We start from the raw sequence: 19,678 nt of genomic DNA, 5'->3' as shown, positions 1-19,678 counted from the left end.
ATACTGAACAGGCATCTCCCACCCAGCAAAATCAACCAACTTACCTCCCAACTCAACGTGTAAGTCGTAAAGGGGCGTGCGTTTCAATGCGGTCATTTTCTCAACCTTTCAATCAGCGGGACTGGTCACGAACAACCATGACGGTGCAATGCGCGTTACGCACGACACGGGCGAGGTTCGGGCCAATCTCGTAGTTCGGGAAATCGCCTTTGGTCGACGCCATGACGATCAGATCAAAGCCGTCCTTATAGGCCAGCTTCAGGATTTCGCGATAAACGCTGCCTTCTTCGACGTGAATTGCAACGTCAGAGGCATTGCCGTGATCCAGAATGGCCTGAACCGCATTGCGCACGTGGTCTTTCGCGCCTGCGCCATAGTTGGCGGGCAGGTTCGGCAGCTGGATGATCTCGGGGATGACGGCGACCGCATGCAGTTCAGCACCGTAGAATTTTGCCTGTTCCAATGCGGTCGGCAGGGCCAGTTTCCACGAGCGTTCGTCGGTGTGGTCAATTGGCAGCAGGATTTTCGTGGCCATCACGTCTCTCCTCGAGATATGGAATTCTGTTTCAAAGGCGGGGGACCGGGTTGGCCCCCCGTTTTTTCTAAAGGCCGGATTATTCGGCAGGTGAGCCGCCCGGCTCTTCGGACTTGCCGCCCGAGGCGAAGAACTCTTTCGTCAGTTTGAAGACGATCGGGCTCAGCAGGGCCAGAGCGATCAGGTTCGGGATGGCCATCATGGCGTTCAGCGTATCCGCCAGTAGCCAGATGAAGCCCAGATCCGCGGTTGCGCCGAAGTAGATCGCAACGATCCACAGCACGCGGTAGGGGAGCAGGGATTTGACGCCCAGCAGGAACTCCACACATTTCTCGCCGTAGAACGACCAGCCCAGGATGGTGGTGAAGGCAAAGATCGACAGCGCGATTGCGATCAGGTGACCGCCGCCCGGCAGTGAGTTTGCAAAGGCCAGCGAGGTCAGTGCCGCGCCCGATTCACCTGATGTCCACGCGCCCGAAGAGATGATCGCCAGACCGGTGATCGAGCAGACGATGATGGTGTCGATGAACGTACCCAGCATCGCGATAAGGCCCTGGTTGACCGGACCTTTGGTCTCGGCTGCCGCATGTGCGATCGGAGCTGAACCCAGACCGGCTTCGTTCGAGAAGACGCCACGCGCCACACCAAAGCGGATTGCGGCCCAGACGGCTGCGCCCGCGAAACCACCTTCGGCGGCGGACGGGGTGAAGGCATAGGTGAAGACCAGCGACAGGGCATTGCCAATCTCGCCGATGTTGATGATCAGAACCAGAAGACCAGCGACAATGTATGCGATCGCCATGGCCGGAACCAGTTTACCGGCAACCGCACCGATGCGGGTGATGCCACCCAGAATAACGGCTGCAGTCAGAACCATCAGAATAACGCCGGTGATCGAGGTGTTCACGCCGAAGTTCGATTCCAGAACCTGAGCAACACCGTTGGCCTGTACGCCGTTGCCGATGCCGAAGGCCGCGATTGCGCCAAACAGGGCAAATGCAACGCCCAGCCATGCCCATTTCGCGCCGAGGCCGTTCTTGATGTAATACATCGGGCCGCCGACGAAGTTGCCCAACTCGTCCTTTTCACGGTATTTCACCGCGCAGACGGCTTCGGCATATTTGGTGGCCATGCCCACCAGGGCGGTCATCCACATCCAGAACAAGGCGCCCGGACCGCCCAGGAAGACAGCAGTGGCCACACCGGCGATGTTACCCGTACCGATGGTCGCCGACAGCGAAGTCATCAGCGCGTTGAACGGGCTGATCTGCCCTTCGCCCTGACCTTCGCGGCCTTTGAACAACAGGCTGAAACCTGTGCCAATGCGCAGGATCGGCATGAATTTCAGGCCGACCTGCAGGAAGAAGCCGACGCCAAGAATGAGAACCAGCATCAGCGGCCCCCATACGACGCCATTTATGGCCCCTACGATTGAATTTAACGCTTCCATGGTATCCCTCCCATTTGCGTTAGGTTATGCCCCGGTCGCGAGAGCCCGCTGGCGGGCCTGCTTGAGGGCGGCAAAGTCTTCGTCCGCGTGGAACGAGGAACGGGTCAGCGGCGTGGCCGACACGTGCAAAAAGCCCTTGGAACGTGCGATTTGCTCCAGTTGGGCGAACTCCTCCGGTGTCCAGAAACGATCGATCGGGTGATGTTTCGGGGTTGGCTGCAGGTATTGGCCGACAGTCAGGAAATCGACCTGTGCCGCACGCAGGTCGTCCATCACCTGACGGACGTCGCTCAGGCTTTCGCCCAAACCAACCATCAGGCCGGACTTAGTGAAAATCTCGGGGTTGGCGCGTTTTGCGTCGTCCAGCAGCCGCAGGGACGTGTAATACCGCGCGCCGGGCCGAACCGTTGGGTAGAGATGCGGCACGGTTTCCAGATTGTGATTGAACACGTCCGGAGCGGCATCGAAAACCACATCCGCAGCATTACCTTTGCCCAGGAAATCGGGGGTCAGAACCTCGACCGTGGTGCCGGGGTTCTGATGTCGCACAGCGCGGATCGTCTGGGCGATATGTTCCGCCCCGCCATCGGCCAGATCATCGCGGTCGACCGAAGTGATGACCACATGGCGCAGGCCCAGCTTTTTCACCGCTGCAGCGACACGGCCCGGTTCGAAAACGTCCAACTCGTCCGGACGGCCCGTCGCCACGTTGCAGAAGGAACAGCCCCGTGTGCAGACCTCGCCCATGATCATCATGGTTGCGTGGCGCTTGGACCAGCATTCACCGATGTTCGGACATGCAGCCTCTTCGCAGACCGTCGCCAGATTGTGGTCGCGCATCAGGCGGCGGGTTTCGTAATACTCGGACCCTTCGACCTTTTTCTTTCTGATCCATTTCGGTTTGCGTGGGATGACACTGTCGGCCTTTTTGGCCTTTTCCGGGTGACGTGGTCGAAGCTGGATCGTCATCTGACTGTCCTCACTTAGGCGTGGATTGCGCGGCCCATGGCATCGAGGCAGGCTTCTTTGACCGCCTCGCCCATCGCCGGGTGCGCATGACAAGTTGCGGCGACCTCGGCGACAGTTGCGCCTTTGGTCATGGCCAGAACCAGTTCCGCAATCAGATCACCGCCATGGGCACCACAAATATGTGCCCCCAAAATCTGGCCATCTGTTCCCGCCAGCACTTTGACTGCGCCGTCGGTTTCACCGGTCGAACGCGCGCGCGAGTTGGCCATAAATGCAAATTTGCCAACAGTATACTCGGTTCCGGCCTCTTTCAGAGTCTCTTCCGTTTGGCCGACCGAGGCGACCTCAGGGTCGGTATAAACAACGCCCGGTACGGTGTTGTAATCGACGTGCCCCGCGCCACCTGCCAGCATTTCGACACAGGCGACGCCGTCTTCTTCGGCTTTGTGCGCCAGCATCGGGCCGGGCACGCAATCGCCAATCGCATAGACGCCGGGAACGGATGTGCAGAACGTGTCGTCCACCTGGATAAATCCGCGCGGGTCCAGGGTTATCCCCAGATCTTCCAGCCCCAGCCCGCGCGTCACGGGCCGGCGGCCGACGGCGATCAGGACCTTGTCGGCCTCGATCACCTCTTCCTTGTCTTTGCCGACCCGATCCAGTGTGAGCGTCAAGCCTGCGTCGGTATTGGTTACCGATTTCAATGCTCGGCCCAGTTGGAACTTCAGCCCACGCTTGGATAGGGCACGCTGTGCGAGTTTGGCGATCTCGCCATCGATTCCGGGCAGAACACGGTCGAGATATTCAACGACCGTGACCTTGGCACCCAGCCGAGACCACACCTGCCCAAGCTCAAGCCCAATAACCCCAGCACCAACGACGACCAGATGCTCAGGTACCATGTCCAGCGCGATTGCGCCGGTCGAGCTGAGGATGTCCTGTTCGTCAATTTCGATTCCGTTCAGCGGCGTGGGTTCGGAACCGGTCGCGATCAGGATGTTCTTTGCCTCGTAGACTTCGTCACCGACCTTGACCTGCCCATTCGCAGGGATGCTGGCCCAGCCTTCGATCAGATCGACACCGTTCTTCTTGAACAAGAAGGCAATTCCCTTGGTCAGATCGCCAACGATCTTGTCCTTGCGCCCCATCATCGAGCTCACGTCGATGCTGGCCCCCTCGACGGCAATGCCATGGGAGGAGAGGTGTGCAAGCTCGGCATATTTGGCCGAGGAGGTCAGCAACGCTTTGGAGGGTATGCACCCCACATTCAGACAGGTTCCGCCAAGCGCGCCGCGTCCTTCGACGCAGGCCACTTTCATGCCCAGTTGGGCCGCGCGGATTGCAGCGACGTATCCGCCGGGGCCGCCGCCGATGACGATGAGGTCATAGATGCTCATGGGTGTTCTTTCAGTAGATCGGATGGCTGGCGCAGAGCGCGCGGACTTTTTCACGAGTTTCAGCTTCGACAGTCGGGTCGCCTTCAGGCGACTGGGCCAGAGCGTCCAGCACATCGCCGATCAGGTGACCGATCTGCTTAAACTCTTCCGGTCCGAACCCGCGGCTACAGCCCGCAGCCGTTCCCAGCCTGACACCGCTCGTCACGGTTGGCTTTTCCGGATCGCCCGGTACGCTGTTCTTGTTGCAGGTGAACCCGGCACGCTCCAGCGCGGCCTCGGCGTCTTTGCCGGTCACGCCCAGCGGGCGCAGGTCGACCAGCATCAGGTGGTTTTCAGTGCCACCAGAGACGATGTCACAACCGCGAGCCATCATTACGTTCGCCAGAGCGGATGCGCTGTCCACGACTCGCTGCATGTAGTCTTTGAATTCCGGCTTCAGCGCCTCACCAAATGCAACGGCCTTGCCGGCGATCACGTGCATCAGCGGGCCACCCTGAAGACCGGGGAACACAGCGGAGTTGATCTTTTTCGCCAGCGCCTCGTCATTGGTCAGGATGATCCCACCACGCGGACCGCGCAGTGTCTTGTGCGTGGTAGACGTGACCACATGCGCGTGGCCGACAGGCGAGGGGTGCAGGCCAGTTGCGACCAGACCGGCGATATGGGCCATGTCGGCCAGCAGCCATGCGCCAACTTCGTCTGCGATAGCGCGGAAACGGGCAAAGTCGATTTTTTGTGAATAGGCCGACGCGCCGGCGATGATCAATTGCGGCTTTTCGGCCTTTGCCAGCGCTTCAACCTGATCGTAGTCGATCAGCCCGGCGTCGGTCAGCCCGTACTGGACCGGGCGGAACCATTTGCCGGATTGAGCGGGTTTGGCACCGTGGGTCAGGTGGCCGCCTGCATCCAGCGACATGCCCAGGATCGTATCACCGGGGCTGAGCAGCGCCAGCTTGACCGCTCCGTTGGCCTGCGCGCCGGAATGCGGCTGAACGTTTGCGTATTCGCAACCAAACAGTTTTTTCAAACGATCAATGGCTTCGGACTCGACCTCATCCACGTATTCGCAGCCACCATAGTAGCGGCGACCGGGATAACCTTCGGCGTATTTGTTGGTCAGGACAGAGCCCTGCGCGTCGATCACAGCCTGCGACACGATGTTTTCGGACGCAATCAATTCGATCTGTTCGGCCTGGCGTTTGCCTTCGCGCGCAATTGACGCTGCGATAACCGGATCAGCTTCGGTAAGCGACGTTTTGAACATGATTTCCTCCTCCAGCACCGAATCCTCAGTACGAAATTTTGTTTCCTATAGTGGAAATCGTACAGTTGAAGCAACATATTTCTCACATTTGTGAAGTTGTTTGTGCCTGGGGAAATCTGTAACCTCTGATAAAACAGGGAGATTTATATGGGAGACGAAACCCGAGGCGATGTTTCCGGACTGGAAGAACAAGACGAAGGCGCTGCTCTGGGCCGTTCCATCCGCGATGCGCGCCGTGCAAAAGGCTGGACTTTGGAGGAAGCTGGGCGCGCTGCAGGAATCGGGCGGTCCACCCTTTCGAAGATCGAGAACAACCAGACGCGGCCCAGCTTCGATATCGTCCGTCGTCTGACACAGGCACTGGATATGAGTACGCCGCAGTTGTTCCTGCAGTCCGGTCAATCCGGGATTTCAGGCCGACGCGATTTTACCCCCAAAGGTGAGGGTGAGATCAAAAACACGCCGACCTATATGCACGAATTGCTGTGTTCGGAACTGACCAGCAAACGGATGCTGCCCTATATCGCGACGATCAAAGCCCGCGACCTGTCCGAATTCGAGACATGGATCCGACATACAGGCGAAGAGTTCATGTATGTGATCAGCGGCGAACTGATTTTCGTGTCAGAGCATTACCGGCCCTTGCCGATGAAGGCGGGTGACTCTCTCTATTATGACAGCGGCATGGGGCACGGCTGTATCTCGACCAGCGAAGAAGATGCGAAGGTGCTTTGGGTGTCGCTCGAGTGAATCCGGAGCGACACAAAAGATGAAAGCGGCCCTGTAGAGGCCGCATTTCTGTTTAAAGAAGTTTGAACCGAACTGGTTGCTCTGCGGGTTCAGGTATGTCCCAGAACCTTGCGGGCGACTCGGAAACACTCCAATGCTTGGGGAACGCCGCAATAAATTCCGACGACGTGGATGATGGCCCGGATTTCTTCGGGTGTAACACCGTTGTTGATCGCGCCTTTGCAGTGAATTTCCCATTCATGCATTTTCCCCAGAGCCCCGATCATGGACAGGTTCATCATCGATCGCGTTTTGGCGTCGATCACGTCATCGCCCCAGCCAAACCCCCAACACCAGGCGGTCATCGCCTCTTGGAATGGGCGGGTGAAGTCATCTGCCGCCGCCAGGTTCTTTTCCACATATTCCGCGCCCAGCGTGTTCTTGCGCTGCTCAAGACCTTTCAGGAACAGGTCTTCGTCAAAAATGTCTGCCATGTTTTCTCTCCGGTGTATCAGCCCGTCAGCCGATTTTTGTACAGGTGGTCGTAGTGGGGTTTCATCCGGCGGTACACCTGTTTGACCCGATCCGGCGCGTCCGTGATCGAGATATGTTTGCGGGGCTGCGGAGCCAACCCCGTCGAATTGGCCAGGTTGGCGTGGAACGACCCGCCATCCCACCAGGAGTGGGCGGATGGATCGCCGCCGGCCTCCCAACTCAGCGCCTCTTTCAGAAACGGGATGCCGACAGCGTCGCAGAACCGTTCAGTTATGACATGAGGGTTTTCCAGCAGGTCATCGCTGTCGATTACCGGCGGGGGCGTGCCATTCAGTGCGGTCAACAGATCGAATAGGGCGCGCTGTTCCGGAAAGCCGACCTCACCTTCGGCAAAGTCGGGCCATTGCTTGTACATCGAGGTGACAGTCTTTGCCGGATCGCGGATCAGGAAGGCGTGGTTGAAATGCGACAGAAACTCGGCGTCCCACATGTGATTGATGTAATGCGGGAAGTCCTTGATGAAGACCGGCCCTTTCTGCGCGCGGGCCTGAATGTCGGCCCAGACTGTGTCCAGTGTCAGGCCCGGCGTCGTCACATCGCCCGGTTTAAACCTGTGCCACAGCGGATCTTCACCCTGATACCAGGCCTCGCCAAAGGGTTCGTGCAGACAATCCAGATCTCCGCGCTGTCGCATCATCCATTCAAAAGCGGTGGACGTAGAGCGGGGCACCGCCCAGAGCGCGAGGATTTTGTTCATGTCGATGATCCTTTGAAGTGAGGTCTATAGCCGCCGGAGAAGTTCTCCGTGCGGTGTGTCAGGCGCGAGGTTCAGGGATTTAAAGATGCGCCAATACAGCGCGATGTCGTGGCCGATCACAGGTTTGCCAAGCGCGGTCTCAAGCGTATCCGCCAGATGCAGGGGGCGCTGCGGCAGGCCATTTGGCCCGGTGCGGAAATTGCACATGCCGTTGATCAGGATCGCATCGGCCTGCGGGGCCTGTTCGGCCACGTATTCGAAGCTTTTCATCGCGAGATCACCGTCAAACACCCAGCGGTAGGAATTGACCTCTTCCTGACTGTCGAACCATCCCTGTTCATGGAAATTTCCGGCGTAGAGCACGTCAAACCCGGCCTCGTTCAGAAACCCGACCGTACCTTGCCACCATTCGGGCCAGTGATAGGCGGCGTTCAGGGCAACCTTTTCGACATTCATCTCGCGCAAAGCTTCGACCATTGCGTATCCGGCCATGTGAAACTGTGTGCCGTATTTGTCCGACAGATCCGCGCAGTGCTGACGTACCCCTTCGACGCCAAGCCCGCAGGCGTGGACCCAGTTCGATCCGACCTGACCGCAGACGTCGACGCCGTTGCGGGACATGCAATGAACGAAATCCTCAAGCATGCCAAAGTTCTGTTTCCTCTGATCCAGCCCGTGCACGTAGTTCGGGACGTGCAGCATCCAGCCATGTACACCGACCGTTCCGGGGCACATTCGCAGAAAGTCTGACGGCGCCGCATCGAAATCAAAAGGCGGGCTGGTAAAGCCAACCTGATGCGGGAATAGCTTGTGTTCCGGGCGCCAATCCTCGGGCATCAGCATGGGTGTGCCACCTCGGTCATTAATCCACGGCCTCGCGCATCCATTGCTGCAAACGAGCAATCGAGTGTTCCGACATCACGCCGCAGCCGGGGTCCAGAACCAGCGGCCCGGGGCGATAGCCGCGGGATTTCAGGCCGCGGTGGACACTTTCGACCAGACGGATGTCTTCCTCGACCGTTGTTTCACGGTCCTGTACCGCCAGTTGCCGGATCACCGCGCTTTCCGAGCCGCCCTCAGTGTACCAGCCGCGCCAGACGGTGCAGTGGTCGGCGTCACCCGCGCGCCAGTGATAGGTGTTCAGCACATTGCCAGGGTAGCACTGGAACGAGAACATCGGCCACAGAAACCACGACTGATAGTCGCCCGCATGCGGAACCGACAGATCGATCGGATAGGTCATCTTGTCGAGGCTTTGGCACTCGGTCGTGTGGCGCAGGACGTAACCGCCGCCTGCGTCGGGTTGAATGTCATAGGTCTCGGGTTTGACCACGCCTTCGGCAAAGGTCGGGTGGTTGGTCGGGCAGTGATAGCACTCCGAGTAGTTCTCAACACTGACCTTCCAGTTGCAATTCTCAGGAATCTCGACCCATTCGAGCGGTTCCAGATCATCGATATGCGGGACGAAGGCACGGATTTCCTCGCGCACGCCGGGGTACCATTCATCCATCGGGGCGGCGTCATCGTCGAGGTTGACGAAGATGAAACCGTTGAAGACCTCGGTACGGACTGAGGTCAGACAGATCGCGTTGCGGTCGAAACCGGGGACGGATTTGATGTTGGGACCGGCGCGCAATTGACCGGACAGCTCGTAGGTCCAGGCATGGTAAGGGCAGACGACGACGCGCGTGTTGCCCGCGCCGGTCACCATTTCATGCGCGCGGTGCTGGCAGACGTTGTAGAAGGTGCGGATTTCGCCGTCGCGGCCGCGAATGCAAAAAAGATTCTGCCCGGCGATTTCAAAAGCGAAGTAATCCCCCGTTTCCCGGACCTGTGCGACATGGCCTGCAAACTGCCACGTTCGGGCCAGAAGGCCCTGCATCTCCTGCTCGAAAATCGCAGGGTCGGTATAGTATCGGGCATCCAATGAGTGGGTCAGGGGTGCGTTCATTCGGGCTCCTCCGCGTAGAGGCCAAGTTGGTGTCTGCGTTGGTGAAACCGTTCCACCCGCTCGACGATCTCATCGCTGGATACTGCGATCACGAAAGACAGCAGCGTTTCCAGCAACGCGATAGTCGAGACGGATGACGGAAAGAATTGCGGCGTGTCGGCGGCGACGACAAAGCCGTGATGCGCGTTCAGGATGATCGGGCTGGCCGGGCTGTCGGAAAGACCGATCACCGTCAGCCCCTGTTCGCGGGCCAGTTTCACGGCCTCGATCACTTCGGTGCGATATGGGTGGCAGGTGATCGCGATCAGTACGTCCTGTTCGTCAGCCCATGCCAGATCATCCACCGGGGTCGAGCCGGGCCGGGGGATCGCGTGGAACTGCTTCATCCCCGTTGAGGCGAGATAGGTGAAATTGCGCGCGTTTGCGTTGTTGACGCCAACTCCCAGCGTGAAAATCTGGCGGCAGTTCCAGATGTCTTCGGCGGCCGCCTTCAGGGTATCGGCATCGATCCCGGCAAAGGTTTCCTCGATATTTCGGATCGCGGCGCCGATCATATCGGCATAGAGGCCACCCAGTTCCCCCGACTTGCCAATATCCTGCAACCAACGGGCGCGGTCAGGAAACGACACGCCCCCTTTCCGAATCGCATCGCGGAACGGGGCGCGGAAATCCTCGTATCCATCGAACCCCACCTGCCGCGCCATGCGCACGAAAGTGTTGGGTTTGACCTTGGCCGCTTCGGCGATCTCGCGCACCGTCGAAACCCCAACATCCGTTGGGTTTTCCAGAACGTAACGCGCCGCTTTTTGCGCCTCGGGTGTGAGGGCATCCCACTCCTGACTCAGGCGGTCGAGGACAGCAGATGATACATTTGTGTCATTCATGATTGACGATGGTACATTTGTGGAATTAGCCTGTCGAGCAGAAACGCGACTCGGGAAGAGGAAAAATCATGTCCGAGAAGAATCTGCCGTCACATGCCCGCGTGGTCATCGTGGGCGGAGGTGTCATGGGGGTCGGTCTGGCCTATCATCTGGCGCATGAAGGGTGGGGCGACGATACCGTCCTGCTGGAAAAGGCTGAGCTGACCAGCGGCAGCACCTGGCACGCGGCGGGCCAGATCACGCATTCGACGTCCAGTTTTGGATTGGGCAAATGTGTGGACTACAACATCGGTCTGTACTCTGGTCAGTTGGAGGCTGAAACCGGCCAGCCCGTCACATGGCATGGCTGTGGTTCGTTCCGTCTGGCCTATACCGAGGATGAGATGGACTGGCTGCGTCACACCTTGTCGGTGGGCCGGTCGCTGGGCTTTAATATCGAACTCGTCGGCCCTGAGAAGGTGGCCGAGCTGCACCCGTACTACAATCTCGAAGGTGTTCTGGGTGCGTTGCACACTCCGGATGACGGGCATGTCGATCCGACCAACGTGACCATGGCGATGGCTGCAGGCGCGCGTCAAAAAGGTGTCAACATCTTCCGCAATTGCCGCGCCACCAACATCACGCAGGCCGACAACGGCGAGTGGGTGGTCGAAACCGAGATGGGCACCATCACCTGCGAGCATGTGGTGAACGCTGGCGGCACCTATGCGCGTCAGATGGGCGAATGGTCCGGGCTGCAATTGCCGATGACCTCGATGACGCACCATTATTTTGTGACCGAGCCGGTGCCCGAGTTTCAGAATCTGGACAAGGAACTGCCGGTTATCCGCGATGACCGCAAGGTCTCGGGCTACATACGGATGGAGCAGCAGCGCGGGCTGATCGGGATTTACGAGAAGGAGAACCCGAACTCGGTCTGGCATGATCACTGCCCCTGGGAATACGAGAACTGGCTGTTCGATGCGGATTACGACCGGGTGATGCCGTGGCTTGAGGAAAGCCTGAACCGGATGCCGATCTTTGCGGAACTCGGCATTCAGCGCGACGTACATGGGGCGATTTCGCATCCACCAGATGGCAACCCTCTGATCGGTCCCGCGCCGGGCGTTCGCAACTATTGGTGCTGCTGCGGGACGCAGATCGGCATCGGTTGGGGGCCGGGTCTGACCCGCGAGCTGGCACGTTGGATGGTGCATGGCGCAGCGGATATCTCGATGCGCGAGTTCGATCCCCGCCGTTTCGGCAGCTATGCCACCAAGGACTGGCAGGTGATCAAGGCCGAGGAAGACTACTGCCTGCGCCACGAGATCCCGTTCCCGCATTTCAACCGTTTGGAAGGGCGTCCGATCAAACCGTCCCCACTGTACGAGCTGCTCAAATCCAAGGGTGCGGTGCATGAAGAGGTTTATGGCTTCGAACGTCCGCGATGGTTTGCGCGGGACGGAGTAGAGCAGCGCGATCACTATTCCTTCCGCCGTACCCCTGCTGACGACATGGTCGCGGCTGAGGTCAAAGCAGTGCGTGAGAGCGTCGGCATCATGGACGTTACCGCCTTCACTAAGGTCGAGGTTTCGGGACCGGACGCCTATACCCTGCTGGATCGTTTGACCGCCAACCGGATGCCGCAGAAGGTCGGCTCGATCACCCTGACCCACATGCTGAACCGCCGTGGCCGGATCGAGTTGGAGACAACGATTGTCCGCATGGCTGAGGATCGGTTCTATCTGGTCTGCGCGGCCTTCTTCGAACAGCGCCTGCTGGATCATCTGGCGCATCAGCGCGCGGATGAGGATGTTCAGATCACGGCCCTGTCGGCGGATTGGTCAGCCCTTACGCTGAACGGCCCCCGCTCGCGGGATGTACTGGCGCGTTGCACCGATGCCGATCTGACCAATGCCGGGTTCCGCTGGCTGTCCGCGCAGGAAATCACCATCGCGGGCCACAACGTCTGGGCCTTCCGCATGTCCTATGCCGGTGAGTTGGGCTGGGAACTGCACATGCCCAACGCCGCCTGCCTCGATGTCTACAACGCGCTTTGGGCAGCGGGTGAGCCGCACGGCATCACCGACTACGGCAGCTTTGCCATGAACGTGATGCGCATGGAGAAGGGTTTCAAAGGCGCGGGCGAGTTGACCAACGAGGTTACCTTGGCCGAAGCCGACGTGCTGCGTTTTGCCCGTACCGACAAGGAGTTTCTGGGCAAGGACAAGACCCTGAACACTGATCTGCCATGGGTGTGTGCTTACCTCGAGATCGAGCCGGATGGTGAGATTGACGGGCATGGTGGCGAAGCTGTCATGTTAAACGGGAAGGTCGTGGGCTCGACCGCCTCGGTGGCTTATGGCCCTACAGTCGGCAAGATCCTCGCCTTTGCCTACATCAAACCCGAGGCGGCCACTGCCGGGACCGAGTTGCAAGTTGTAATTCACGGCAAACCGCGCGCAGCCCGCGTTCTGGGCGAACCAGCCTATGATCCCGAGAGCCTGCTGCCACGTACTGACGCCATTCTGGAGACTGCATAATGAGCTTGCCCGACAAAATGAAAGCCATGGTCACGATGGGCCATGGCGGACTGGAACAGATGGTATTGCACGAGGACTGGCCGCGCCCCGAACCCGCCGCCGGAGAAGTGCTGATCAAGGTTGCGGCTTGCGGCCTGAACAACACGGACGTGAATACGCGATCGGGCTGGTATTCCAAGACCGTCACCGACGCGACCACCGGCGCAGCGTTCGAAGAGGTTGGCGAAGAGGACCCCACTTGGGGCGGCAACCCAATCACTTTCCCTCGCATTCAGGGAGCCGATATCTGCGGTCACATCGTGGCCGTAGGCGAAGGTGTCGATCCAAGGATGATCGGCGAGCGTGTTATCACCGATGGGTGGCTGCGTAACCCGGCGGACCCGGGCAACAAGGATAAGACGGGTTATTTCGGCTCGGAGAGAGACGGCGGGTTCGCCGAATATGCTACGACTCTGGCGGTTAATGCCGTTCCGATCCAGTCCGACCTGTCGGACGCCGAACTTGCCACGTTCTCGTGCTCCTATTCGACGGCCGAGGGCATGTTGACCCGCGCCAACGTAACCGACGCCGACACTGTTCTGGTGCCCGGATCGTCGGGAGGGGTCGGTGGCGCATTGGTGCAACTGGCCAAACGCCGGGGCGCTCGCGTGATCGCGATGGCGTCTGAGGCAAAGCATGCGGATGTGGCCGAACTTGGCCCTGATGTGATCCTACCGCGTGCGCCGGAAAACCTGCGGGCAGCGCTAGGCGACGAGAAGATCACGGTCGTTGCTGATGTTGTGGGTGGGCCTTACTGGCCGAACCTGATCGACATTCTGGAACGTGGTGGCCGGTATACATGTTCGGGTGCGATCGCCGGACCGATTGTCGAGTTCGACCTGCGAACGTTCTATCTACGCGACCTGACCTTCACCGGCTCGACCGTGATTGATCCGCAAGTCATGCGGAACCTTGTGAAATACATCGAGGCCGGAGAGATTAGGCCTGCGCTTGCCGCCACCTTTCCCCTGGAGGAACTGCGTGAGGCTCAGGCCGCGTTCATTGCCAAACAACACACCGGCAACATCGTGGTGACCCCATGACACTGGACGACGTTCTTGAGGCTGCCCGGCGGCTGCACCAATCGCACCCAGAGCTTTCCGCCTTTGGCGATTGGCCTGACGACCTTGTGGCGGCGGATCTGGGCCCAAACCAGATTCCGGCGATGGAGCTGGTTCAGCAAACGGAATTCCCGACCGAGGGTGAGACGCAGTCCTTGACCGATGCGATCAGGGCAACTGCGCATCTGGCTCAATGGAAGCATACCTATACCGAGGAAGAGGTCGGAGCCGATTTTCTCAATCGTTATGGTTACTACGAGTTGTTCGGCCCGACCGGGCATTTCCACTCTACCCAATTGCGCGGCTATGTCGCCTATTGGGGGGCGGGCCTGCATTATGATTGGCACAGCCATCAGGCAGAGGAGCTTTACCTAATCGTAGGCGGCGGAGCGACGTTTCGGGTGGAAGGGAACGAAGCCTATGTCGGCCCGAACCAGACACGCCATCACGAAAGTTGGCAAAGCCATGCGATGACCACAACCGATCAGCCGATCCTGACCTTCGTTCTCTGGCGTGGTGAGGGAATGGGCGATTTGCCAAAAATGGACGCCGCATGAAAATCACTCGTATCCGTGTCTATCAGACTGGGCTTCCATATGTAGGCGGGGCCTATGTCTGGGGTGCGGGTAACGCGATTGAAACGGCGATTGCATCTGTTGTCGTCATCGACACGGATGCCGGTCTACAGGGTTGCGGTGAATTCACGCCTTGTGGCGAAAACTACATGGTTGCCCATTCACAAGGGGTCGCGGCGCTGGCCAGATTGGTCGCGCCTAAGTTGCTGGGCGAAGACCCACGGCAGGCGGGGCGGATCGAACAACTGATGGACCAACTGGTGCAGGGTCACGGATATGCCAAAGCTCCGTTCGATGCGGCGTGCTGGGACATTCTGGGCAAGGCCTGTGATCAGCCGGTCTGGATGCTGCTGGGTGGCAAGCTGACGGATGGCGCGCCGATGTACCGGGTCGCGCCGCAGAAAGCGGTGGATGAGACGGTGGCCGAAATGGACCGATACCGCGCGCAGGGGTATCGGCAGTTTCAGGTGAAAGTCGGGGGTGACTGGGCCACCGACATTGACCGCATTCGTACAACCGTCCCGCTGCTAAATCCGGGTGAGAAGGCGATGGCCGATGCCAATCAGGGCTGGCGCGTCGACAACGCGATCCGGGTGGCGCGGGCAACGCGGGATCTGGATTACATCCTGGAACAGCCCTGCCGGACCTATGAGGAATGCCAGCAGGTGCGCCGCGTCGCCGAGCAACCGATGAAGCTGGATGAATGCCTGACCGGAATGCATATGGCGCAGCGCATCGTTGCGGATCGAGGGGCCGAAATCTGCTGTCTCAAGATTTCGAATCTTGGCGGGCTCAGCAAGGCGCGGCGGGTGCGGGATTATCTCGTCGAAAACCGCATTCCGGTGGTCAGCGAAGACACATGGGGTGGGGAAATCACAACCTCGGCTGTCGCCCATTTTGCGGCCTCGACGCCGCCCGAATACCTGCAAAACACCACCGACTTGATGAACTACAACACCCGATCTACCGGAATCGGCGGACCAATGTCGCGGAATGGCAAGCTCTATGCCCCGGATGCTCCAGGAATGGGCGTAGTGCCCGATTTCGAAAGCCTCGGTGCGCCGATTGAGGAGTTCAGCCTGTGAGACCGCAAGCCGTTGCAACCCAGATGATCGATGACGCCCGCGTTCGGGTGACGCGATTTGACTTTGCGCCCGATGCTGAAACGGGATGGCACCGTCACGTGATGGATTACGTCATCACGGCAATCACCGATTGTCATATGCAGCTGGAATTGCCCGACGGCTCTGTCAAAGACGTAACAGTTCCAGCGGGAACCGCCTATCGCCGTGACGAGGGTGTCGAGCACAACGTGATCAATGCCGGGGACGAACCGATGTCCTTTGTTGAAGTGGAACTGAAATGAAAATTACCCGAATCTCAGTCTATCATGTCGATCTGCCGCTCGAGCATCCGTATTGGTTGTCTGGTGGCCGGTTGAAGTTCGAAGTGCTCGACGCAACGCTGGTCAAGGTCGAAACGGATAGCGGCCTGACCGGCTGGGGCGAAGGTACTCCGTGGGGGCATACCTATGTGCCCGCGCATGGCCCGGGTATTCGCGCCGGGATTCAGACGATGGCTCCGTTCATTCTGGGCCTTGATCCGCGTCGGGTGCTGGATGTCGAACGTGCGATGGATATCGCTCTGCCCGGCCACCTCTACGCCAAAAGCCCCATCGACATGGCCTGCTGGGATATTGCAGGGCAAGCGGCGGGAATGCCGATTGCCGATCTGATGGGCGGCGGGTCGCGGACTCCGCGCCCGATCGCCTCGTCGGTCGGGGCCAAAAGCGTCGAGGAAACGCGCGAAGTGATGGAGCGGTATCGCAGCCGCGGCTATGTCGCCCATTCGGTGAAGATCGGCGGCGATGTGGAACGAGATATCGCCCGCGTACGTGACGTCGAAAGCATCCGGCGACCGGGTGAGATTGTCCTCTATGACGTCAACCGTGGCTGGACCCGGCAACAGGCCCTGCGCGTTATGAGCGCCTGTGAAGACCTGAACGTCACATTCGAGCAACCCGGCGAGTCGCTGGATGACATCGCCGCCATTTCCGGCCGACATGCCTCGCCTGTATCTGTCGACGAGAGCCTTGTGACACTGCAGGACGCTGCGCGTATTGCCCGCGACGGGTTGGCCGAAGTCTTCGGGATCAAGCTGAACCGCGTTGGCGGGCTGACCAAAGCAGCCCGAATGCGGGATATCGCGCTGGCGCATGGTATCGACATGTTCGTGATGGCCACAGGCGGATCGGTTCTGGCCGATACCGAGGCGCTGCATCTGGCGGCGACGATCCCAGACGACAATTGTCACGCGGTCTGGGCGTGTCAGGACATGATCACTGTCGATATCGCGGGCGGGCGAGGTCCGCGCAATGTCGACGGCCACTTGCATCTGCCGGAAACGCCGGGGCTTGGCGTGCATCCTGACGAGGATGCGCTGGGCGATCCGGTTGGGGTCTACCAATGAGGATCAACAAAATTACGCTCTGGTCGGTCGACCTGACCAGTCACGAGACCTATCACATGGCCGAAGGTAAGACCTGCGCGACGGTCAAAAGCCACATTCTGTGCCTCGAAACCGATACTGGTCTGAGGGGCTGGGGCGAGGTCTGCCCGATCCCGCATTACCTGCCCGCCTACGCCGGTGGCGTTCCGGCAGCTATTGCCGAAATGGGGCCGGAAATCCTTGGCATGGCGCCCTTTGGTGTCGATGCACCGATGCGCAAGTTGGACGGGTTTTTGCTTGGGCACCGCTATGCCAAGTCCATGGTGGATATCGCCCTTTGGGACCTGTTCGGGCAGGCCTCGGGTCAGCCGGTTTATGCGCTGCTGGGCGGGCGGACGCGGAAGGACATGCCGCTCTATCACTCGATCACTTGTATCGCACCGGACGACATGGCGCGGATCGCAAAGACGGCCTATCAGACCGGCATTCGTCAGTTTCAGGTCAAGCTGGGGGTTGAAGGCAACTGGCAGGCCGATGCGGAACGGCTGACCAAGGTACGCGAGGCTGTGGGACCGGGGCCGCTGGTTTATGGCGACTGGAATTGCGGTGCCTCGCGGTTGCAGGCAACGAGAACGGGCAGGGCGGTGGCGCATCTGGATGTGATGCTGGAACAGCCCTGCAAAACGCTTGAGGACTGTGCCGCCGTGCGGCAGGCAACCGGCCTGCCGATGAAGATCGATGAAAACGCGCATGATCTGGCCTCGCTGCTAAGGGCGCATGAACTGGGCTGCATGGATGCCGTCGCCCTGAAACTGTCGAAGTTCGGCGGCTTGTCAGCCATGCGCCGCGCGCGGGATCTGACCGTGCATCTGGGCGCTGAGATTTGTGCCGAATGCACCTGGGGTTCGGACATCGTCACAGCCGCATCGTTGCACTTTGCGGCCTCGACCCCGCACGGGTCGTTGATGAACACCTGTGACCTGTCCTCTTATGTATCCCCACGCGTCTGCCCGGATGCACCAAACCGTGACAACGGCCGGATTGCCCCGCCCGAAGGTCCGGGGTTAGGTGTTGTGCCAGACCCCGGAGTGCTTGGCCTGCCAATATTGGAGATCGTTTGACATGCTGAAAATCAACACCCAATCCGAATGGATTACCCGCGCAAACGAGGTTCTGCCCGCCGGAGGGTTTGGCAATTTCGACCCGGGCATCATCATTTCCCGTGGTGAAGGCAGCCATGTCTGGGATGAGGATGGCTATGAGTACATCGACTACCTGATCGGCTCTGGCCCGATGTTGCTGGGCCATGGCCATCCCGAAGTCATGGAAGCCGTTTTGGAACAACTGCCCAAGGGCATGACGTTCTTTGCCAACAACGCCAGGGGCATCGAACTGGCTGAGGCCATCATCGATGCTGTACCGTGTTGCGAGCAGGTCCGCTTCGTGGCCTCGGGCGGTGAGGCGGACATGTACGCGATCCGTTTGGCGCGGGCCTATACAGGGCGCAACAAGATCCTGAAATTCGAAGGCGGTTATCACGGTATGAGCGCCGAGGCACAGATGAGTCTTGCCCCAAGCCGTAATGTCAACTTCCCTCAGGCGGTTCCGGACAGCGCTGGCATCCCCGAAGGCGTGGCCGAGCAGATGCTGATCGCACCGTTCAATGATCTGGAAGCTGTCGCCAATCTGCTGGATGAACACGACGACATTGCCGCGATCATGGTCGAGCCGTTGCAGCGTATCATCCCTCCGGCGCCCGGATACCTTCAGGGGTTGAGGGAACTTTGCGACAAACACAATGTCCTGCTCATTTTCGATGAAATCGTTACTGGATTCCGCCTCGCATATGGTGGTGCGCAAGAGAAGTATGGCGTGACGCCTGATATCTGCACTTTGGGCAAAATTACGGGCGGCGGCTTCCCTCTGGCGGCGACCGGCGCAAGTGCCGAGATCATGAAGCATTTCGACAAGGCGCAAGTAGGCGAGGAAGGCTGGCTGATGCAGCTGGGGACTTTGTCTGGCAATCCTGTCGCCTCGGTCGCCGGATTAAAGACCATGGAGATCCTGCGGCGCGATGGTGTCTATGATCGCCTGCGCGGGATCGGATCGCAGTTACAGCAGATGCAGGTGGACGCGCTGACCAAGGCAGGCATTCCACATCAGATCTGCGGCGACGAAACCTTATTCGACGTCTATTTCACCGACAGAGATTGTCGTGATTATCGCAGCGCAAAACACGACGATCCTCAGCGCAATGCGCTCTACAACAACATCCTACGGGCCAACGGAGTGTTCAAAGCACCGGGCAAGCTTTATCCGTCGCTGGCCGTGACCGAAGCTGATCTGGACCAGACGCGACTGGCCGTCGAAAAAGCAGTTCAGGCGATCAGCGCCTGAAGAGTGTCAGGGGGTAAAATTAAGCGGGCCGCTGTCATTGCTGACAGCGGCCCTAACTGATCGGATTTCAGGGTCAGGTCTCGCCCCCTCGAATACCACTTACAAAAAAAGAACGAACTAAAAAACTTTCGACATTTTCGAGATCGACCCGACTTCTCAATCGGTGTGCCTTAGTCATGCATGATTATTGGCTCACCCACAGTGA

At 59.3% G+C, this 19,678-nt stretch carries 19 protein-coding genes; 9 read left to right on the top strand and 10 right to left on the bottom strand.

The features are described 5' to 3' along the window. Window positions 1–112: 112 nt before the first annotated feature. The 5 genes from ACR0J0_RS12440 to glyA form a co-directional block, all read right to left on the bottom strand. Complete coding sequence (locus ACR0J0_RS12440) at window positions 113–535, bottom strand: universal stress protein (protein WP_480664391.1); 423 nt, start codon at window positions 533–535, stop codon at window positions 113–115. 79 nt (window positions 536–614) lie between these two features. Next, on the bottom strand, window positions 615–1,985 hold the full coding sequence (locus tag ACR0J0_RS12435) for an alanine/glycine:cation symporter family protein (protein ID WP_480664390.1): 1,371 nt from the start codon (window positions 1,983–1,985) through the stop codon (window positions 615–617). A gap of 24 nt (window positions 1,986–2,009) precedes the next feature. Beyond that, window positions 2,010–2,954, bottom strand: coding sequence for a lipoyl synthase (gene lipA / locus ACR0J0_RS12430; RefSeq protein WP_480664388.1), 945 nt, complete (start codon window positions 2,952–2,954; stop codon window positions 2,010–2,012). 14 nt (window positions 2,955–2,968) lie between these two features. Further along, window positions 2,969–4,351, bottom strand: coding sequence for a dihydrolipoyl dehydrogenase (gene lpdA / locus ACR0J0_RS12425; protein WP_480664386.1), 1,383 nt, complete (start codon window positions 4,349–4,351; stop codon window positions 2,969–2,971). A gap of 10 nt (window positions 4,352–4,361) precedes the next feature. Beyond that, window positions 4,362–5,615 carry a serine hydroxymethyltransferase gene (gene glyA / locus ACR0J0_RS12420; RefSeq protein WP_480664384.1) on the bottom strand — a complete coding sequence of 418 codons (1,254 nt, stop codon included), beginning with the start codon at window positions 5,613–5,615 and terminating at the stop codon, window positions 4,362–4,364. A gap of 147 nt (window positions 5,616–5,762) precedes the next feature. Here glyA and ACR0J0_RS12415 point away from each other — a divergent pair, with 147 nt between their 5' ends. Then, on the top strand, window positions 5,763–6,365 hold the full coding sequence (locus ACR0J0_RS12415) for a helix-turn-helix domain-containing protein (RefSeq protein ID WP_480664382.1): 603 nt from the start codon (window positions 5,763–5,765) through the stop codon (window positions 6,363–6,365). Window positions 6,366–6,454: 89 nt separating this feature from the next. On the opposite strand, the gene ACR0J0_RS12410 is transcribed toward ACR0J0_RS12415, so the two are convergent. From ACR0J0_RS12410 to ACR0J0_RS12390, 5 genes are read right to left on the bottom strand one after another with little or no spacing between them, the layout of a single operon-like run. Then, entirely contained in the window at window positions 6,455–6,838 is a 384-nt protein-coding gene (locus ACR0J0_RS12410; protein WP_480664380.1) for a carboxymuconolactone decarboxylase family protein, read from the bottom strand. Window positions 6,839–6,855: 17 nt separating this feature from the next. Next, window positions 6,856–7,596 carry a sulfotransferase-like domain-containing protein gene (locus ACR0J0_RS12405; RefSeq protein ID WP_480664378.1) on the bottom strand — a complete coding sequence of 247 codons (741 nt, stop codon included), beginning with the start codon at window positions 7,594–7,596 and terminating at the stop codon, window positions 6,856–6,858. A 24-nt stretch (window positions 7,597–7,620) separates the two neighbouring features. Continuing rightward, window positions 7,621–8,439 carry a hypothetical protein gene (locus ACR0J0_RS12400; protein WP_480664376.1) on the bottom strand — a complete coding sequence of 273 codons (819 nt, stop codon included), beginning with the start codon at window positions 8,437–8,439 and terminating at the stop codon, window positions 7,621–7,623. A 19-nt stretch (window positions 8,440–8,458) separates the two neighbouring features. Further along, the gene (locus ACR0J0_RS12395) at window positions 8,459–9,547 is read right to left on the bottom strand and encodes an aromatic ring-hydroxylating oxygenase subunit alpha (RefSeq protein ID WP_480664374.1); all 1,089 of its coding nucleotides are present in this window, start codon (window positions 9,545–9,547) and stop codon (window positions 8,459–8,461) included. Further along, a complete protein-coding gene (locus ACR0J0_RS12390; protein ID WP_480664372.1) occupies window positions 9,544–10,431 on the bottom strand; it encodes a MurR/RpiR family transcriptional regulator in 888 nt (295 codons plus the stop codon). Before ACR0J0_RS12390 ends, ACR0J0_RS12395 begins: the two co-directional genes overlap by 4 nt. Before the next feature lie 68 nt (window positions 10,432–10,499). Here ACR0J0_RS12390 and ACR0J0_RS12385 point away from each other — a divergent pair, with 68 nt between their 5' ends. Genes ACR0J0_RS12385 through ACR0J0_RS12350 form a run of 8 tightly spaced genes read left to right on the top strand, consistent with a single transcriptional unit; the run spans window position 10,500 to window position 19,473 of the window. Next, window positions 10,500–12,953, top strand: coding sequence for an FAD-dependent oxidoreductase (locus ACR0J0_RS12385; protein WP_480664370.1), 2,454 nt, complete (start codon window positions 10,500–10,502; stop codon window positions 12,951–12,953). Beyond that, complete coding sequence (locus ACR0J0_RS12380; RefSeq protein ID WP_480664368.1) at window positions 12,953–14,035, top strand: alcohol dehydrogenase family protein; 1,083 nt, start codon at window positions 12,953–12,955, stop codon at window positions 14,033–14,035. The genes ACR0J0_RS12385 and ACR0J0_RS12380 overlap by 1 nt, the downstream gene beginning before the upstream one ends. Then, window positions 14,032–14,610: a dimethylsulfonioproprionate lyase family protein gene (locus ACR0J0_RS12375; protein WP_480664366.1), complete on the top strand. Its 579-nt coding sequence runs from the start codon at window positions 14,032–14,034 to the stop codon at window positions 14,608–14,610. Before ACR0J0_RS12380 ends, ACR0J0_RS12375 begins: the two co-directional genes overlap by 4 nt. After that, a complete protein-coding gene (locus ACR0J0_RS12370) occupies window positions 14,607–15,713 on the top strand; it encodes a mandelate racemase/muconate lactonizing enzyme family protein (RefSeq protein ID WP_480664364.1) in 1,107 nt (368 codons plus the stop codon). The genes ACR0J0_RS12375 and ACR0J0_RS12370 overlap by 4 nt, the downstream gene beginning before the upstream one ends. Window positions 15,714–15,736: 23 nt before the next feature. Beyond that, window positions 15,737–15,994 (top strand): cupin domain-containing protein, encoded by a 258-nt coding sequence (locus ACR0J0_RS12365; RefSeq protein WP_480664397.1) that lies wholly within the window; start codon window positions 15,737–15,739, stop codon window positions 15,992–15,994. Then, the gene (locus tag ACR0J0_RS12360) at window positions 15,991–17,097 is read left to right on the top strand and encodes a mandelate racemase/muconate lactonizing enzyme family protein (RefSeq protein ID WP_480664362.1); all 1,107 of its coding nucleotides are present in this window, start codon (window positions 15,991–15,993) and stop codon (window positions 17,095–17,097) included. Before ACR0J0_RS12365 ends, ACR0J0_RS12360 begins: the two co-directional genes overlap by 4 nt. Next, window positions 17,094–18,197 carry a mandelate racemase/muconate lactonizing enzyme family protein gene (locus tag ACR0J0_RS12355; protein ID WP_480664360.1) on the top strand — a complete coding sequence of 368 codons (1,104 nt, stop codon included), beginning with the start codon at window positions 17,094–17,096 and terminating at the stop codon, window positions 18,195–18,197. The genes ACR0J0_RS12360 and ACR0J0_RS12355 overlap by 4 nt, the downstream gene beginning before the upstream one ends. A 1-nt stretch (window position 18,198) precedes the next feature. Further along, window positions 18,199–19,473: an aspartate aminotransferase family protein gene (locus ACR0J0_RS12350; RefSeq protein WP_480664359.1), complete on the top strand. Its 1,275-nt coding sequence runs from the start codon at window positions 18,199–18,201 to the stop codon at window positions 19,471–19,473. The last annotated feature ends 205 nt before the right edge of the window (window positions 19,474–19,678 follow it).

The sequence above is a fragment of the Ruegeria sp. BF12 genome, assembly GCF_056538705.1.
This window is presented reverse-complemented; position numbering and strand designations above follow the sequence as displayed.

Bases quoted from the DNA above. Each gene is read 5' to 3' on its own strand.
- ACR0J0_RS12440 (WP_480664391.1), bottom strand. From the start codon at position 535: ATGGCCACGAAAATCCTGCTGCCAATTGACCACACCGACGAACGCTCG.
- ACR0J0_RS12435 (WP_480664390.1), bottom strand. From the start codon at position 1,985: ATGGAAGCGTTAAATTCAATCGTAGGGGCCATAAATGGCGTCGTATGG.
- lipA (WP_480664388.1), bottom strand. From the start codon at position 2,954: ATGACGATCCAGCTTCGACCACGTCACCCGGAAAAGGCCAAAAAGGCC.
- lpdA (WP_480664386.1), bottom strand. From the start codon at position 4,351: ATGAGCATCTATGACCTCATCGTCATCGGCGGCGGCCCCGGCGGATAC.
- glyA (WP_480664384.1), bottom strand. From the start codon at position 5,615: ATGTTCAAAACGTCGCTTACCGAAGCTGATCCGGTTATCGCAGCGTCA.
- ACR0J0_RS12415 (WP_480664382.1), top strand. From the start codon at position 5,763: ATGGGAGACGAAACCCGAGGCGATGTTTCCGGACTGGAAGAACAAGAC.
- ACR0J0_RS12410 (WP_480664380.1), bottom strand. From the start codon at position 6,838: ATGGCAGACATTTTTGACGAAGACCTGTTCCTGAAAGGTCTTGAGCAG.
- ACR0J0_RS12405 (WP_480664378.1), bottom strand. From the start codon at position 7,596: ATGAACAAAATCCTCGCGCTCTGGGCGGTGCCCCGCTCTACGTCCACC.
- ACR0J0_RS12400 (WP_480664376.1), bottom strand. From the start codon at position 8,439: ATGCTGATGCCCGAGGATTGGCGCCCGGAACACAAGCTATTCCCGCAT.
- ACR0J0_RS12395 (WP_480664374.1), bottom strand. From the start codon at position 9,547: ATGAACGCACCCCTGACCCACTCATTGGATGCCCGATACTATACCGAC.
- ACR0J0_RS12390 (WP_480664372.1), bottom strand. From the start codon at position 10,431: ATGAATGACACAAATGTATCATCTGCTGTCCTCGACCGCCTGAGTCAG.
- ACR0J0_RS12385 (WP_480664370.1), top strand. From the start codon at position 10,500: ATGTCCGAGAAGAATCTGCCGTCACATGCCCGCGTGGTCATCGTGGGC.
- ACR0J0_RS12380 (WP_480664368.1), top strand. From the start codon at position 12,953: ATGAGCTTGCCCGACAAAATGAAAGCCATGGTCACGATGGGCCATGGC.
- ACR0J0_RS12375 (WP_480664366.1), top strand. From the start codon at position 14,032: ATGACACTGGACGACGTTCTTGAGGCTGCCCGGCGGCTGCACCAATCG.
- ACR0J0_RS12370 (WP_480664364.1), top strand. From the start codon at position 14,607: ATGAAAATCACTCGTATCCGTGTCTATCAGACTGGGCTTCCATATGTA.
- ACR0J0_RS12365 (WP_480664397.1), top strand. From the start codon at position 15,737: ATGATCGATGACGCCCGCGTTCGGGTGACGCGATTTGACTTTGCGCCC.
- ACR0J0_RS12360 (WP_480664362.1), top strand. From the start codon at position 15,991: ATGAAAATTACCCGAATCTCAGTCTATCATGTCGATCTGCCGCTCGAG.
- ACR0J0_RS12355 (WP_480664360.1), top strand. From the start codon at position 17,094: ATGAGGATCAACAAAATTACGCTCTGGTCGGTCGACCTGACCAGTCAC.
- ACR0J0_RS12350 (WP_480664359.1), top strand. From the start codon at position 18,199: ATGCTGAAAATCAACACCCAATCCGAATGGATTACCCGCGCAAACGAG.